The sequence below is a fragment of the Anaeromyxobacter sp. Fw109-5 genome, from assembly GCF_000017505.1.
Taxonomy (GTDB): Bacteria; Myxococcota; Myxococcia; order Myxococcales; family Anaeromyxobacteraceae; genus Anaeromyxobacter.
Genome location: NC_009675.1, coordinates 1327789 through 1343033, shown reverse-complemented (window position 1 = coordinate 1343033; position 15245 = coordinate 1327789). Strand labels below are relative to the sequence as shown.

Genomic DNA, 15245 nt, shown 5'->3' with positions numbered 1-15245 from the left:
ACGGCGCGAGCGCCCGCCCCCCTTTCCCGACGGTCGGACGGCCGCTATAGAATCCGCCCCCGCTCCGGAGCCCGCCCATGCCGCTCGAAGTGACCCTCATCGACCACGCCCGCGACCCGCTGACGAAGCTCTACGGCGCGTACCGCACCTGCTACACCCCCAAGACGCCGGGGGAGGTCTGGGGCGAGATCCGCGACGGGCGCATCGCGCCGGAGACGATCCGCGAGTTCATCCAGGAGCGGCTGAAGACGGGCCACGCCTCCCCGCTCGAGCAGGTGGTGTTCTGGTTCGGGATCTCCGGTGTCTCGCGGGCGCTCTCGCACCAGTTCGTCCGCCACCGCATCGGCATCTCCTTCGAGCAGCAGTCGCAGCGGTACGTCCGCTACAAGGAGGAGCGGCTCGACTACGTCATGCCGAAGACCTGGCGTGAGGCGCACGGGATGGCCGACGAGTACGACCGGCTCATGCGCGAGATCACGCGGGTCTACGAGCTCGCCCTCGCCAAGGGGATCCCGGCCGAGGACGCGCGCTTCGTCCTCCCGAACGCCACGCCCACGAACTTCCAGGTGATGGTGAACTTCACCGAGCTGCTGCACATCGCCGACCTCCGGCTGTGCTGGCGCGCCCAGTGGGAGATCCGCCACATGGTCGCGCTGATGCGGCGCGAGGTCATGAAGGCGATCCCGGAGATCGGCGGGTACCTGCAGCCGAAGTGCGGCGACAAGCGGATGGGGTACTGCGACGAGCCGCGCAAGGAGTGGGAGAAGTGCCCGCTCGGGAAGGTGCGGCCGCACAAGGAGCAGCTCCTGGACGTGTTCCGCGAGTACCGCGCCGGCAACCTCGTCCCACTCGCCGAGGAGCATCTGCGGACGGTCGAGGACGCCGGGAACGAGGAGTAGCGCTCGCCGGGGGCGGCAGGCCCCGTGAGATCTCGTGCAGCGCCCCGCCCGGTGGCCCGCGCCTCGGCGGCCTGCGCCCCGGGCGGTCCCGGCCGCTGGCGTGGCGGTCCGGTACAATCCGCGGCCGGAGCTCCCATGAAACCAGCCGTGAAGGTCGCGCTCGCCGCGGCGCTCGCCGTCGCGCAGTCCGCGCACGCCCAGGTCCAGAACGCGCTCGACCGCGAGCAAGGTCTCCCCGCGGGGCTCTCGCTCCCCGTCCTGGGCGCGGCGGCGGCGGAGGAGCCCACCGCGCTGACGGTGAATCCGGCGGGCGTGGGGTTCGTGCCGCGGCTGGCGGTGCACGGCTTCTACGAGCGGGAGGTCACCCCCGAGTCGCGCGCCGAGGCGTTCTACGCCGCCGACGGGTTCGGGCCGCTCGGCGTGGGGTTCGGCATGCAGTGGGTCCACCCCGGGGACGGCGACGGCGCGCGCTACCGGAAGACGACCCTCGCCCTCGCGATCACGAACGCGCGCACCTACTCCGTCGCGTTCGCCTGGAACCGCTGGAGCTCCCACCACGACGCCCTCGAGGAGCTGGCGAGCTGGGACGTGGGGCTCACGCTGCGCCCGGCGCGCTGGCTGAGCGTCGCGGCGGCGATGCGCGATCGCGACGCGCGGCTCGCCGGCGAGCGGCTCCCGGTCCACTACGACGTCGGCGTCGCCACGCGGCTGTGGCGCGACGGGCTGACCCTGTCGCTCGATCTGCTCGGCGACGACGACCGGCGCGACTCGCTGAGGGCCACGCACGTCGCGGGGGGCCTCGGGATCGAGCTCCGCAGCGGCCTCGCCCTGTCCGCCCAGTTGCAGGTCCCGCTGCGCGACCTCCCCACCGGCGAAAGCCCGGCCGGGGTCGTGGCGCTCTCCTGGAACGGCCCGCACGGCGGCTGGATCGGCGGCGCCGTCCCCGTGAGCGAACAGACCGGCTGGATGACCGGGGTGCGGCTCTCGTCCGAGCGCTACCGCTCGGCGGCGAGCGCGCACGAGGTCCCCGCCGTCGACGTCGAGCGCGCCCTGGAGCCCCCCCGCCGCTTCCTGTTCTTCACCTTCGGCGAGCCGGATCCCTACGGCCGGCTCCTCCGGCGCCTCGGAGAGGCGCGCGACGATCCGGAGGTGGCGGCGATCGCCGTGCGCATCGAGGGCCTGGGGCTCGGCGCAGGGCGCGCCGAGGAGCTGCGCGGCGCGCTCGCCCGCATCCGCGAGCGGAAGCCGGTGCTCGCGTACCTCGCCGGCGGCGGCACGACCGAGTACTGGATCGCGAGCGCCGCCACCGCGCTCGCGGCCCAGCCGGGATCGACGCTCTTCGTGAACGGGCTCTCCACCTCGACGCTGTTCGTGAAGGACACGCTCGCCCGCCTCGGGGTGGCGTTCGAGGTGGTGAAGCGCGGCGCGTACAAGACGGCCCCCGAGCCGCTCGTCCGGAGCGACGCGTCGCCCGAGGCGCGAGAGGTGACCGCCTCGGTCCTCGACGACCTCTACGCCCGGATCGTCGCGGACGTCGCCGCGGCGCGGCGGCTCCCCGAGGAGCGCGTCCGCGCCCTCGTGGACCGCGGCCTGTTCGGCGCCGAGGATGCGCAGCGGGAGGGCCTCCTCGACGCGGTGCTGTGGCCCGACGAGCTCGAGGGCTGGGCGCGGCGCGTGACCGGCCGGCGCGTGCAGCTCAGCAGCGGCTACGCGCCGGACGAGGAGCGTCAGGCGCAGCGCTGGGGCCCGGCGGCGGTCGTGGAGATCGTCCGCGTGGAGGGCGCCATCGCGGGCGGCAAGAGCCGCGGCGATCGGCTCGGGATGCCCGCCATCGCGGGCGCGGAGACCATCTCGGCCCAGCTCCGCCGCGCCGCCGACGACTCGGCCGTGAAGGCGATCGTGCTCCGCGTCGACTCGCCCGGCGGCGACGGCGTGGCCTCGGACCGGATCTGGCGCGAGGTGCAGCGCGCCCGGCGGCGCAAGCCGGTCATCGCCTCCATGGGCGACCTGGCGGCGAGCGGCGGCTACCTCGCCGCGGTGGGCGCGGACGAGATCCTCGCCGAGCCCTCCACCCTCACCGGCTCGATCGGCGTGTTCGCGCTCAAGCCGGATCTCTCCGGGCTCCTCTCCAAGCTCGGCGTCGGCCGCGACGCCACGGCCCGCGGCGAGAACGCCCAGCTCACCAGCGTCGCCAAGCCGTGGGCCGGGCCGGAGCGCGCCGCGGTCGAGCGGGAGATCGACCGGTTCTACGCGCACTTCGTCGCGCGCGTCGCGGAGGGACGCAAGCTCGACCCCGCGGTGGTCGAGACCGTCGCCGCCGGGCGAGTCTGGACCGGGCGGCAGGCGCAGGAGCGGCACCTCGTGGATCGGCTCGGCTCCCTGGAAGACGCCCTCCAGCTCGCCCGCGAGCGCGCAGGGCTCCGGCCGCGCGACGTCGTGCTCGTCCGGACGGCGAAGGGAGGGGAAGACGGCCAGGATCCGTTCACCGCAGGCATCCTGGGCGCGCGGGGCGACCCGCTCGTCCGCGCGCTCGGCGCGGTGCCGGAGCTCCGCGCGCTCGCGCTCGTCTCGGAGATGGGGACCGTGCTCGCGTTGCCGGTCGAGTGGGTGGCCGAGCCACCGGCGCCGTAGACGTGGGAGCGGGCGGGCGCGGGGACGCGCCGGGGGGACAGACCCCACGGGGCCATACGGAAGCTTTCGCTTCGGGATCTTTTTTGCTATGTGATCACTTGTCTCTCTTCCGCCAGCGCCGTACGTTTCTCGGCGGCGGGGAGACGAGCCCCTGGTCGGCAGGTTGCTGGCGAGTTCGTGCCGCGTGACGCGCGGCGCGCTGCGAGCGACGCGACGGGGGCGGCGGTTCGCGGACCACCGAACGCCAACGAGCCGCGGACGGCGCCAGATCCAGACGCATGACGGTCGTGCCGCGAGGGCGATTCCTTCGCCCCGCTGCCGGAGCAGACGACAGCATGAGTGACAACGAGCAGACCCCGACTCCGGTCGCGAGCGGGGCCCCTCAGAACCCGCAGTCCAGCACCGCACCCGAACCCGAGGGCGGCGCGCAGCCCACCGGCCCCGGGGGAGCCCCCGGCCAGAGCGGGCGGCGCCGCCGGCGCCGTCGCGGCCGCCGCGGTCGCGGCGGTCCTCCGGGCCAGGGTGGCCCGACGGTCGCGGGGCCGAACGGCCAGCCGGCCACGGCGCAGGCGCCGAACGGGGGAGCACCCGCCCCTCAGGCCCAGCCCGGCGGACAGGCGGCGCCGGAGGTGACCGAGGAGGTCGAGGGCGTCCTCCAGTTCGAGGGCAAGGGCAACGGCTACCTGCGCGATCCGAAGCGCAGCTACCTGCCGCAGCCGTTCGACGTCGAGGTGCCGCGCTGGCTCATCGACCGCATGCACCTGCAGGCCGGCCTGCTCGTGAAGGGGCAGGCCACCGCCCGAAACATGAAGCGGGTGCTCGCGCGCGTCGACCAGCTCGAGGGCACCGACCCGATGGCGGTCGCCCGCCGGACGCACTTCCACAACCTCACCGCGACCGATCCGACCGAGCGGCTCGTCATGGAGACGCGCGCGGACGAGATGATCGGCCGCGTGCTCGACCTCGTCTCGCCCATCGGCCTCGGGGCGCGCGGCCTCATCACCTCGCCGCCGAAGGCCGGCAAGACGATCATGCTGCAGCGGATCGCCCAGGCGATCACCGCCAACCGCCCGGACGTGCACCTCACGGTCCTGCTCGTGGACGAGCGGCCCGAGGAGGTCACCGACATGAAGCGGAACATCAAGGGCGAGGTGGTCGGCTCCTCGAACGACCGCCCGACGGAGGAGCACATCCACGTCGCCGAGATGGTGCTCGAGCGCGCCAAGCGGCTGGTCGAGGGCGGCAAGGACGTCGTCATCCTGCTCGACTCGATCACGCGCCTGTCGCGCGCCTACAACAAGGAGGTCGAGTCCTCCGGACGGACGCTGACCGGCGGCGTCGACTCCCGCGCGCTCGAGCGGCCCAAGCGGCTGTTCGGCTCGGCCCGCAAGGCCGAGGAGGGCGGGTCGCTCACCATCATCGCGACGGCCCTCATCGACACCGGGTCGCGCATGGACGAGGTGATCTTCGAGGAGTTCAAGGGCACCGGCAACATGGAGGTCGTGCTCTCGCGGCAGCTCGCCGAGCGCCGCATCTTCCCGGCGATCGACATCGGCGCCTCCGGCACGCGCAAGGAGGAGAAGCTCTTCTCGCCGAAGGAGATCGAGAAGGTCCGCCGCCTGCGCGGCGCCCTCGCCTCCCTGAAGCCGGTGGAGGCGATGGAGCGGCTCCTCAAGAAGCTCTCCGAGTTCGAGACGAACGACGAGTTCCTCCAGAGCTTCTGAGCGCGTGGCCGGGCCGCCCTCCGCGAGCGGAGGCGCGGCCCGTGCGTATCCGCGCGCGAGCCGCTATCATTCGCGCCCGATGGACTCGCGCGCCGCGCCCCCCCGCCCCGCTCCGACCTGCGCCCCGCCGCCCGCGCCCGAGGCGGTGCTCGTCGTGGACGACGACGAGCTCATCCTGAAGGCGCTCGCGCGCATCCTGGAGAGCTCGGGGTTCGCGCCCCGCTGCTACTCCTCCCCCGCCGCCGCCCTCGAGGCCCTCGAGGCGGAGCGGCCGGCGGTGATCATCTCCGACTACATGATGCCGGGGATGGACGGCGTCTCCTTCCTGAACCAGGCACGGGCGCGCTACCCGGGGGCGATCCGCATCCTGTGCACGGCGGCGGACGACTTCCGCGTCGCCCTCGAGGCGGTGAACTCGGGGGAGGTCTACCGGATCGTCTCGAAGCCCTGGCACCAGGCCGAGCTCGTCACGACGGTCACCCAGGCGGCCGAGGCGGGCCGGCTGCGGCGCGAGAACGAGCGGCTCACCGGGGAGGTCCAGCGCCACAACGGACAGCTCCGCGAGATGAACGCGCGCCTCGAGGAGATGGTCCGCGTCCGCACCCAGGCGCTGCTCGAGGGGCTCATCGCCGCGCTCGACTACCGCGACGCCGAGACGCAGTGGCACTCGCGGCGCGTGTCGCTCTTCGCGCGTCGCCTGGCCCAGCAGCTCGGGCTCGCGGAGCCCGAGCTCACCACCATCGAGCACGGCGCGCTCCTGCACGACATCGGCAAGATCGGCGTGCGCGACCGGGTGCTGCTGAAGCCCGGGCCGCTCACGACCGACGAGTGGAGCGAGATGAAGCGCCACCCCGAGCTCGGCTGGGCCCTGCTCCAGCGGGTGGACTACCTGCGGCCGGCGTCCTCGATCGTCCTCCAGCACCAGGAGAAGTGGGACGGCACGGGGTACCCGGCCGGCCTGCGCGCCGAGGAGATCGTCATCGGGGCGCGCATCTTCCACGTGGTCGACACGCTCGACGCGATCACGAGCGACCGGCCCTACCGGCGCGCCCGGCCGTTCGAGCACGCGCGCGCCGAGATCACCCGCTGCAACGGCACCCAGTTCGACCCGGCCATCGTCGAGGCGTTCCTGGCGGTGCCGCCCGAGGAGTGGGAGCGGATCCGGCTCGACGTCGAGACGGTGGCGGTGCTCTCCGCGGACCTCGCCGAGAGCCCGCCCGCGCCCGAGGAGCTCGCCGCGGCCCTCGACGCGCTGCGGGGCTAGGGCGGAGACCACTTGGCCTGATTCGCTACTGCGGCGCGCGCTGGCTGGCTGCGCCGGGCAGACTCGGCCCTGCGCTGCTCGACGTGCCTTTCAGGCACGCCTCCGCTGCTCGGCCCTCGTGTGCCCGGCTCGCCGACGCCATCGTGCGCCTCGCTACGCGACTCAGACCAAGCGGGCTCCGCTTTTAGCGCAGCTCGATCCCGAGCAGCGCGGCCGTCTGGCCGGCCGCGAGCTCGATCGTCGCGCCCGCGGCGCGCCCGTCCTGCGTCCGCAGCTCGATCCGGTGCCGCCCCGGCGCGAGCTGGACCCCCCGCACCTCGTCCGGCGCGAGCGGTGGCAGCCGCGGCTCCCCGTCCACGACCAGCGTCGCCGCCGCGCGCGGCTGCACCACCAGCCTGCCCGTCGCGCCGGGGACGGCGAGCGGCGCGGGGGCCGCAGGACCGTCCGCACCGGGCGAGGTCGCCGCGAACACGAGCGACGCGGCGAGCGCGAGGGACGCGACCACCCCGCCCGCGAGCGCCGCCCGCCCGCCGCGGCGCCGGAGGGCCCGCACCGCGCCGAGGGGGGCCGGGGCCGGCGCGGCGGGGAGGTCGTCGAGCCGCAGCGCGATCACCTGCGTCTCCTCGGGCGGCGAGGGATCGGCGGGCGCCCGCTCCTCGTGGCGCAGCCGCTCGAGCCGGTCGAGCTCGGCCCGGAGCTCGTCGGGGAACGCGCGTGCCATGAAGCGGGCGAGCGCGGGGGGATCGCCGGCCGGCGAGCCCGCGTGCGTCCAGGGGACGAGCGCGTCGCGCAGCTCGCTCGCCCAGGCGAAGCGATCGGCCGGATCGCGCGCGAGCGCCTTGAGGACGATGGCGTCGAGGCCCCGAGGCACCGCCGGGTTCACCAGGGAGGGCGGCGCCACCTCCGCGCGGCGGACCTGCTCCAGCACCGCGAGCTCGGAGGGGCCGGAGAAGAGCCGCAGGCCGGTGAGCAGCTCGTGCAGCACCACGCCGAGCGCGAACACGTCGGAGCGCCGGTCCACCGGCCCGCCCGCGGCCATCTCCGGGCTCATGTAGCCGAACTTCCCGCGGAGGGCGGCGTCGCGGCGCGTGCGGAGCGCGGCCTGCGCGATGCCGAAGTCGATGACGCGCACCGAGCCGTCGAAGCCGAGCAGCACGTTCGCCGGCGAGACGTCGCGGTGCACCACCTGGAGCGGAGTGCCGCGCGCGTCGCGCTTGCGATGGGCGTGATCGAGCGCGTCCGCCACGCGCCAGCCGACGTAGGCGGCCAGCGGCAGGGGCAGGCGCTCGCCGCGTCCGCGGGCGCGCGCCACGAGCGCGCGCAGGTCGCGCCCGGGCACGTAGTCCATCGCGATGTAGTACCCCTCCCCGTGCTTGCCGAGCTCGTGGATGGAGACGAGGCCGGGGTGGTCGAGCTGCACGACCAGCCGCGCCTCGTCGAGGAACATCTGGATGAACTCACCGTCCTCCGCGAGGGTGGGGAGGATCCGCTTGAGCGCGAACAGCCGCCCGGAGGCGTCGTCGCGCCGGGCCGCCACGTACACCTCCGCCATGCCGCCGATCGCGATGCGGTCGAGCAGCAGGTAGCGGCCGTATGGGATGGGCTTTCGCAATCGGGCGCTCGTCCCCGCCGGGGGCTATCATAGCGGCATGCCCACGAGCTGCCACGCCTGCGGGGCGGCAGTCCGCATCGACGGGCCGGTGGGACGCCGGACCACCTGTCCCGAGTGCGACTCCGACCTGCACGCCTGCATCAACTGCCGGCACTACGACGAGTCCTCCGCGCACGAGTGCCGCGAGCCGCACGCGGAGCACATCGTCGACAAGATCGCCTCGAACGCCTGCGACCTGTTCCAGCTCGGGGACGGCGCCTCGCGGCGGCGCAAGAGCTCGCGGGCGGCGCGCGACCAGCTCGGGGCCCTCTTCGGCGAGGGACCCGCGCCGGCGGACGACGACCCGCGCGACGCGCTGGAGGCGCTGTTCCGCAAGAAGTGAGGGCGCGGCGCGGGCGAGCCGCCGCGCCAACGGGAGAGGCCGCGGCCCGGAGCTCGTCCGGACCGCGGCCCCGTCTCGCCCGGCGGGCGAGGAGCGGCGCGCTACGGGTTCGGGCGCTTCGCGCAGTCCATCGGATCGGCGCAGGCGTAGCCGAGCGCCGCGACGTCGAGCCGCGTGCCCCCGAAGTGGCAGTCGGCGCACACGAGCGCCTCGGCCTTGGGCGCGACCTCGTGGTTGATGTTCATGTACATGCGGGTGGCGGCAAACTTCCAGTCCGCGTCGGTGAGCGACGCGCCCGCCTGGAGCTGGCCCGCGGCGATCGCGCCGTCGGTGAGCACGTCATTCCAGATGGCCTGGAGCTGCTCCGCGGTGACCGGGTTCGGGATCGTCGGCCCGTCCCAGAAGCCGCCGGGGCCGAACACGTGCGGGGCGATGACGAAGGAGCCGTCCGCCATCACCGGCTGGTGTCCCTTCATCTCCTTGAAGGGGTAGATCTTCGCGCCCGCCGTGGCAGCGGCGGTCGGCTCGGCGAGGACGAGCGGCTCATTGCCCGGCGTTCCGGCGGCCGGGTCGACCGCGTCCTTCAGCGTCACGTGGTACGCCTTCCCGTCGTACCAGCGGTAGACCGGCTTCACGTTCTGCTGCTTCAGGAACGTGCCCTTCATCCAGTTGTACTCGAGATGTCCCTCGGGAACCTGGATGGACGCGGCGCCGCCCACGCACGCCGCGACGAGCTCCGCCGGCGCGCCGGGGTACTTGCAGTCCTTGTAGCCCGCGAGATCCCAGTTCCAGGTGACCTTCGTCTCCATCTGCCGGCTGAACTCGGGGATGTGGCAGGTCTGGCAGGCGATCGCCTTCGCGTGGGTGTTGTACGTGGAGTTCGCGTGGGGCGCGGGCGGGTGGCAGTCGGTGCAGGTCTTCGCCGCCGCCTCGAGCACCGGGATGGACACGCCGGAGCCGCCGATGAGGTGGTTCTCCGCCGCGTGGCAGTCGGCGCAGACCATCGCCTCCGCGCCGCCCATGTGGACGTCGGCGTCCCGCGACGGGTTCTTCAGCGGCGAGCCGAGATCGCCCATCTTCACGTTGTCGCCGCCGCCGGCGTTGAAGTGGCAGAAGCCGCAGTTGTCACGCCTCGGGGTGCCGACGCTCTTCGCGGAGGCGACGAGCACGTCGGAGAGCGAGGTCTCGGCGGGGACCGACCCGGCCTTCGCCGCGGCGCCGAACGCGGCGGGCGCCTTGGTGTAGCCCTTCGAGAGGTCGGCGTGGCAGATGAGGCAGTCCACGCGGCCCGGCTCGCTCGTCTGGTACGCGATGACGGCGGGAGCGGTGACGTTCCCGTTCGCGTCCTTCTGGACGTCCGAGCCGTAGCCGGCGTGGCACTGCGTGCAGCGCTTCTCGTTGGAGGGGGTCGACACGCAGAAGTTGTTGATGACGTTCTTCTTGCCGAAGCCGGCCTGGTCCTCGTAGCCGGCGAGGTTGGGCGTGGGGCCGGACCACTTGAAGTGGGCGCTCCCCACCATGGCCTGGGCCTCCGCCTCGTGGCACCCGATGCAGGCGGCCGTGACGGCGGGGCCGTCGGCGAACGGGCCGGTGAGGCGCGCCTCGTGGACCGCCGCCCCGGTCGTGCAGGCGTTCTCGAAGCAGATCTGGGCGTCGGTGCAGGCGCTCTCGCACACGGGCGTGCCGCTCGAGTCGTCGCACGTCTCGCACGGACCGCAGGTCTTGTCGGCGCAGGTGAGCTTGGGGGTGACGTCGTCGTCGGAGTCGCTGCAGCCCGCGAGCGCGAGGAGCGCGCCGAGCGCGACGGCGGCGAGGGACTTGTTGCCGTTCAAAGTGTGTCTCCTTGGTCGTGACGAACCGGAGCTGGTTGGACCCGCGCACGGAGTGACGCGAGCGGCGCCCCCTCGAGCAACTCCCATGCCGCGCAGACCTCGCGCGGAGCGCGACGGTCGGTACGCCCTCACGCAGAATCCGCGCGCTCGAGAGATCGATCCAGCCCGCCGGAGCGTAAACGGCGACGTTCACGCCGGCGTTAAGGGGCCGGCGTTAACGTGGTCACCGCGAGGCGCCGGTCAGCGCGTCTCGTCCGCGAGCCACGCCAGGTAGGGCGCGCTCCCCGCCTCGACGGGCAGCGCGAGCACCTCCGGCACGTCGTACGGGTGGAGCGCCAGGACGCGCTCGCGCAGCGCCTCGAACCGGCCGCGCGTCGTCTTGAGCACGAGCAGCGCCTCCGCGTCGTCGTGGACCTTCCCCTCCCAGCGGTAGATCGAGCGCACGGCGGGGACGACGTTGCCGCAGGCGGCGAGGCGCTCCTCGACGAGCGCGCGCGCGAGCTCCGCCGCCTGCTCGGGCGACGGCGCGGTGACGAGGACGACGAGGGCGTCTTCCATGGCAGCTCCGGCTAGAGGCCCGCGGCGCGGGAGATGATCTCCTTCATGATCTCCGACGTGCCGCCCGCGATGGTCATGACGCGCACGTCGCGCCAGGCGCGCGCGACGTCGGTCTCGAGGACGTACCCCATGCCGCCGTGGAGCTGCATGCAGTCGTACGCCACCCGCTGCGCGAGCTCGCAGGCGAAGAGCTTCGCCATCGAGATCTCCTTCACGGCCGGCTCCCCGCGCTGGAGCAGATCGCAGGCGCGGTACGTGAGCCAGCGCGCCGCCTCGATGGCGGTGAGGTGCTCGGCGAGCTTGTGCCGCCACACCTGCATGCGCGCGAGCGGCCGGCCGAAGGCGCTGCGCTCGCCGGCGTAGCGCATCGCGTCCTCCACCATGAGCTGCATGCCGGCCACCGCCTGCACCGCCGCGACGAGCCGCTCGCCCTGGAAGTTCGCCATCACGTGGTAGAAGCCCTGGTTCTCCTCGCCGAGGAGCCAGCGCGCCGGGACCCGGCAGTCCTCGAAGAAGAGGAGCGCGGTGTCGGACGAGGGGTTCCCCACCTTCTCGAGCGTCCGCGACACCTGGAAGCCGGGCGTGTCGGTGGGGAAGAGCAGGAGCGAGATCCCCTCGTGCCCCTCGCCGCCGGTGCGCACCGCCATGGTGAGGAAGTCCGCCCGCGCGCCGTTCGTGATCCACATCTTGGCGCCGTTCACGACGAGAGCGTCGCCGTCGCGGCGGGCGGTGGTGCGGATCGCCGCCACGTCGGAGCCCGCGTCCGGCTCGGAGATGGCGAGCGCGGCGACCTTCTCGCCGCGGATCGCCGGGGCGAGGAACTCGCGCTTCTGCTCCTCGGTGCCGAGGTCGGCGATGACGGGGATGGCCATCTCCCCGTGCACGAGCATGGCCATGGCGAGCCCGGCGTTGCGGCAGCGGACCAGCTCCTCGGCGTAGGCGACGACGTACCACCAGTCGAGCCCGGAGCCACCCCACTCCGGCGGGTGGCGGATGCCGAAGAAGCCGAGCTCGCCGAAGGTGCGGAACAGCTCGCGCGGGAAGGTGGCCGCGGCGTCCCAGGCGCGCGCGTGCGGCGCGAGCTCCTTCTCGCAGAAGTCGCGGACGGTGCGCCGGAAGGCCTGGTGGTCTTCGGTGAACGGGTCGAGGCCGGGCATGCGCTCTCGCATACCCGGACCGGCGGCGCCCCGCCAGCGCGCCGAGGGGGCCCGCTGCGGCGCCGGTCTATCGCCCGAGGAGCGCCTTCTTCAGATCGCCGTCCGCCGGCTCGCGGCCGAGCCAGTTGCGGAACATGGCGTCTGCGAAGTCCTTGCCCGGCACCGTCACCGGCGGGCCGCCGCCCGCCGCGCTGACCGTGGTCCCCTGCCCCGGCACGTAGGTCACGAACATCTCGGCCCCCTCGCGCATGTTCGGGACGGCCGGCTCGATCGACTTCAGCTGCTCGAGCAGCGCGTCGAGCTTCGGCCCCCGCGAGTTCGCGCGGAAGCCGTCGCGGTAGGCGTCCATGATCTGGCCCTTCTTCACGTCGCGAAGGAACACCATCCTCACGCGCTTCGGCGCGTCCGCCGCGACGATCGCCTCGGCGTCGCGCGACGGCGCCGCGAGGTAGAGGCCGCCCGCGTACACCTTGACCACGAACTTCTTCCGCAGCCCGGCGCCGTTCAGCTTGAGCTGCTGGCCTCCGACCTCGACGGCGTCGGGGAAGTCCACTCCGGCGACCTTCTTCGCGTGGGCGGGGAGCGCGACGGCGAGCGCGAGGGCGGCGGCGACGAGCTTCTTCATGGTTGACTCTCCGTGTCGAGGAGGTGAACCCGTGTTGTACCCGGGCCGTCCGCTCGATCCCCGGCCCCGCAAGGGGCGAGCCCGCCAGCCCGAGCGCGCCTCGCGGGGCGTCTCACACCGAGAGGTACCGCCCCTGGATCTCCGGGTCGGCCTCCAGCTCGGCGCGCGTGCCCTCGAACCGGACCTGCCCCTTCTCCAGCACGACGCCGCGGTCGCACAGCCGGACCGCGAAGCGCGCGTTCTGCTCGGCGAGCAGCACCGGGAGCGTGCCCTTCAGGCGCTGCACCACCTCGCCGAGCTCGCGGACGATGAGCGGCGCGAGCCCCTCGCTCGGCTCGTCGAGGAGCAGCACGCGCGGGTTCCCGCAGAGGGCGCGCGCGATCGCGAGCAGCTGCTGCTGCCCCCCCGACAGCGCGCCGCCCCGGCGGCGCCGCAGCGGCGCGAGCAGCGGGAACTCGGCGAACACGCGCTCCGGCGTCCAAGGCCGCCCGCCCCGCGGCGGGAGCATCGCCACCTCCAGGTTCTCCTCGACCGTCAGCCCGGGGAAGATCCGGCGATCCTCGGGCACCCAGGCCAGGCCGGCGCGCACGTTCTCGTGCACCGGCCGCCCGGTGACGTCGTGGCCGCCGAGCAGGACGCGGCCCGCCCGCGGCGGGGCGAGCCCGAGCGCGCCGCGCAGGGTGGTGGTCTTCCCGGCGCCGTTGCGCCCGAGGAGCGCCACCACCTCGCCCTCGCGGACGGTGAGCGACACGCCCTGCAGCACGTGGCTCTCGCCGTAGTACACGTGCAGGTCGCGCACCTCGAGGGCGGGCGGCGCGCTCACTCGACCACCCCCAGGTACGCCTCGCGCACGCGGACGTCGGCGCGGATCTCGCCCGGCGAGCCCTCCGCGAGCAGCGTCCCCTGGTGCAGCACGAAGATGCGGCGGGCCAGGCCGAAGACGACGCGCATGTCGTGCTCGGTCACGAAGAACGTGGTCCCGAGCTGCTCGGCGAGCCGCCGCACCAGCGCGATCGTCCGGTCCGTCTCCTCGGGGTTCATCCCGGCGGTCGGCTCGTCGAGGAGGACCAGCCGCGGGCTCCGCGCCAGCACGATCGCCAGCTCGACGAGCCGCTTGTCCCCGTAGGAGAGCGTCCCGGCGGGGCGGTGCGCCTGCCCGAGCAGGCCGACCGACTCGAGCACCTCCTCGGCGCGCGCGCGCAGGTCGCGCTCGCGGGCGAGCGGCCGGAGCAGGCGGCGCGCCCGCCCGCGGTGGAGGACGAGCGGCACGACCACGTTCTCGAGCACGCTCAGGTTCGGGAACACGTTCGTGATCTGGAACGAGCGCGCGACGCCGCGTCCGGCGAGCCGGTGCGCCGCGAGCCCGGTCACGTCCTCGCCGTCGAGGAGGACTCGGCCGCGGGTGGGCGGGAACCTCCCGGAGACCACGTTGTAGAAGGTCGTCTTGCCGGCGCCGTTCGGGCCGATGAGGGCGGAGAGGACGCCGCGCTCCACGGTGAGCGACACGTCGGTGAGCGCCGCGAAGCGCCCGAAGCTCCGGGACAGGTGCTCGACCCTGAGCAGCGGCGCCGGGCTCACCGCCCGCCCTCCCCCGCCGCGCGGGCCCGCCGCGCCGCGAGCCGGGCCGCGGCGGTGCCGACGAGCCCGCGCGGGAACAGGATGACGATGGGCACGAGCAGCGCGCCGAGCACGATCATCCAGTCCTGCGTCCACCGCGTGACGAGCTGCTCGAGCCCGAAGAACGCCGCCGCGCCGACGATCGGCCCGAGGAACGTGCCCGCGCCACCGAGGATGGTCATCAGCACGGGGCGCGCCGAGAAGGACCAGTGGAGCATGTCCGGCGCCGCGATCCGGTTGAACAGCGCGAAGAGCGCGCCCGCGAGGCCGCAGACCGCGGCCGACAGCACGAAGGCCGCGAGCCGCAGCCGGGGGACGTTCCCGCCGGCGAAGGCGAGCCGCTGCCGGTTCTCGCGCGAGGCCTGCAGGAGGAGCCCGAACGGCGAGCGCACCACGAGGCGCAGCACGAGGGTGACGAGCGCGGTCGCGGCGAGCGCGAGGAGGTACATGTTGCGCGGGCGGACGAGCGGCACGGCCGTGACGAGGAGGTCGAGCTTCGGGACGGTGAACCCGGTGAGCCCGTCGGAGCCGCCGGTGACCTCGCGCCAGCCGAAGGCGGCGCTGTGGATCATCATCCCGAGGCCGAGGGTGAGGATGGAGAAGAAGATCTCGTCCCGCCGCACCGCCAGCGCGCCGAGCGGCAGCGCCAGGAGCGCCGCCGCGGCCACCGCGGCGAGCAGCGCGAGCCACAGGCTCCTCGGGCCGTGCAGCAGCACGAGCCCGGCCGCGTAGGCGCCGGTGCCGAAGAACGCGGCCTGCCCGAAGGAGAGGAGCCCCGCGTAGCCGAAGAGCACGTTGAAGCCGAGCGCGAACGTGCCGAGGATGAGGATCTCGGTGAGGACGACGAGCGGGTAGCTCGGGAGGAGGAACGCGAGGGCGGCGAGCGCGGCGAGCGCCGCCGCGGCGGCGGCGCCGGAGGAGCGGGGGCCGAGTCGCGCCGGCAC

The 15245-nt window shown here is 73.9% G+C and carries 13 protein-coding genes; 5 read left to right on the top strand and 8 right to left on the bottom strand.

Annotated elements, in window-relative coordinates; translation table 11 throughout:
- Positions 1-77 precede the first annotated feature (77 nt).
- The 4 genes from thyX (at position 78) to ANAE109_RS06015 (ending at position 6518) form a co-directional block, all read left to right on the top strand.
- Entirely contained in the window at positions 78-899 is an 822-nt protein-coding gene (gene thyX, locus ANAE109_RS06030; protein ID WP_011985501.1) for an FAD-dependent thymidylate synthase, read from the top strand.
- 135 nt (positions 900-1034) lie between these two features.
- The gene (sppA, locus tag ANAE109_RS06025) at positions 1035-3530 is read left to right on the top strand and encodes a signal peptide peptidase SppA (protein WP_011985500.1); all 2496 of its coding nucleotides are present in this window, start codon (positions 1035-1037) and stop codon (positions 3528-3530) included.
- Between the two features lie 629 nt (positions 3531-4159).
- Entirely contained in the window at positions 4160-5254 is a 1095-nt protein-coding gene (rho, locus tag ANAE109_RS06020; RefSeq protein ID WP_011985499.1) for a transcription termination factor Rho, read from the top strand.
- Positions 5255-5333: 79 nt separating this feature from the next.
- Positions 5334-6518 carry an HD domain-containing phosphohydrolase gene (locus ANAE109_RS06015; protein ID WP_011985498.1) on the top strand — a complete coding sequence of 395 codons (1185 nt, stop codon included), beginning with the start codon at positions 5334-5336 and terminating at the stop codon, positions 6516-6518.
- Positions 6519-6702: 184 nt separating this feature from the next.
- On the opposite strand, the gene ANAE109_RS06010 is transcribed toward ANAE109_RS06015, so the two are convergent.
- The gene (locus tag ANAE109_RS06010) at positions 6703-8130 is read right to left on the bottom strand and encodes a serine/threonine-protein kinase (RefSeq protein ID WP_011985497.1); all 1428 of its coding nucleotides are present in this window, start codon (positions 8128-8130) and stop codon (positions 6703-6705) included.
- Between the two features lie 37 nt (positions 8131-8167).
- On the opposite strand from ANAE109_RS06010, the gene ANAE109_RS06005 reads away from it, so the two are divergent.
- Positions 8168-8512, top strand: a complete 345-nt coding sequence (locus ANAE109_RS06005; protein WP_011985496.1) for a hypothetical protein — start codon at positions 8168-8170, stop codon at positions 8510-8512.
- Between the two features lie 101 nt (positions 8513-8613).
- Here the strand turns inward: ANAE109_RS06005 and ANAE109_RS06000 are convergent, their stop codons facing one another.
- The 7 genes from ANAE109_RS06000 to ANAE109_RS05970 all read right to left on the bottom strand — a co-directional run bounded on the left by ANAE109_RS06000 (position 8614) and on the right by ANAE109_RS05970 (position 15245).
- Entirely contained in the window at positions 8614-10344 is a 1731-nt protein-coding gene (locus ANAE109_RS06000) for a tetrathionate reductase family octaheme c-type cytochrome (protein WP_011985495.1), read from the bottom strand.
- Between the two features lie 240 nt (positions 10345-10584).
- Entirely contained in the window at positions 10585-10902 is a 318-nt protein-coding gene (gene cutA / locus ANAE109_RS05995; RefSeq protein ID WP_011985494.1) for a divalent-cation tolerance protein CutA, read from the bottom strand.
- A gap of 11 nt (positions 10903-10913) precedes the next feature.
- Positions 10914-12059, bottom strand: a complete 1146-nt coding sequence (locus ANAE109_RS05990; RefSeq protein ID WP_011985493.1) for an acyl-CoA dehydrogenase family protein — start codon at positions 12057-12059, stop codon at positions 10914-10916.
- 67 nt (positions 12060-12126) lie between these two features.
- Positions 12127-12684: a chalcone isomerase family protein gene (locus ANAE109_RS05985; protein WP_011985492.1), complete on the bottom strand. Its 558-nt coding sequence runs from the start codon at positions 12682-12684 to the stop codon at positions 12127-12129.
- A gap of 112 nt (positions 12685-12796) precedes the next feature.
- Entirely contained in the window at positions 12797-13507 is a 711-nt protein-coding gene (locus ANAE109_RS05980) for an ABC transporter ATP-binding protein (RefSeq protein WP_011985491.1), read from the bottom strand.
- Complete coding sequence (locus ANAE109_RS05975) at positions 13504-14262, bottom strand: ABC transporter ATP-binding protein (RefSeq protein WP_011985490.1); 759 nt, start codon at positions 14260-14262, stop codon at positions 13504-13506. The genes ANAE109_RS05980 and ANAE109_RS05975 overlap by 4 nt, the downstream gene beginning before the upstream one ends.
- Complete coding sequence (locus ANAE109_RS05970; protein WP_011985489.1) at positions 14259-15245, bottom strand: branched-chain amino acid ABC transporter permease; 987 nt, start codon at positions 15243-15245, stop codon at positions 14259-14261. Before ANAE109_RS05970 ends, ANAE109_RS05975 begins: the two co-directional genes overlap by 4 nt.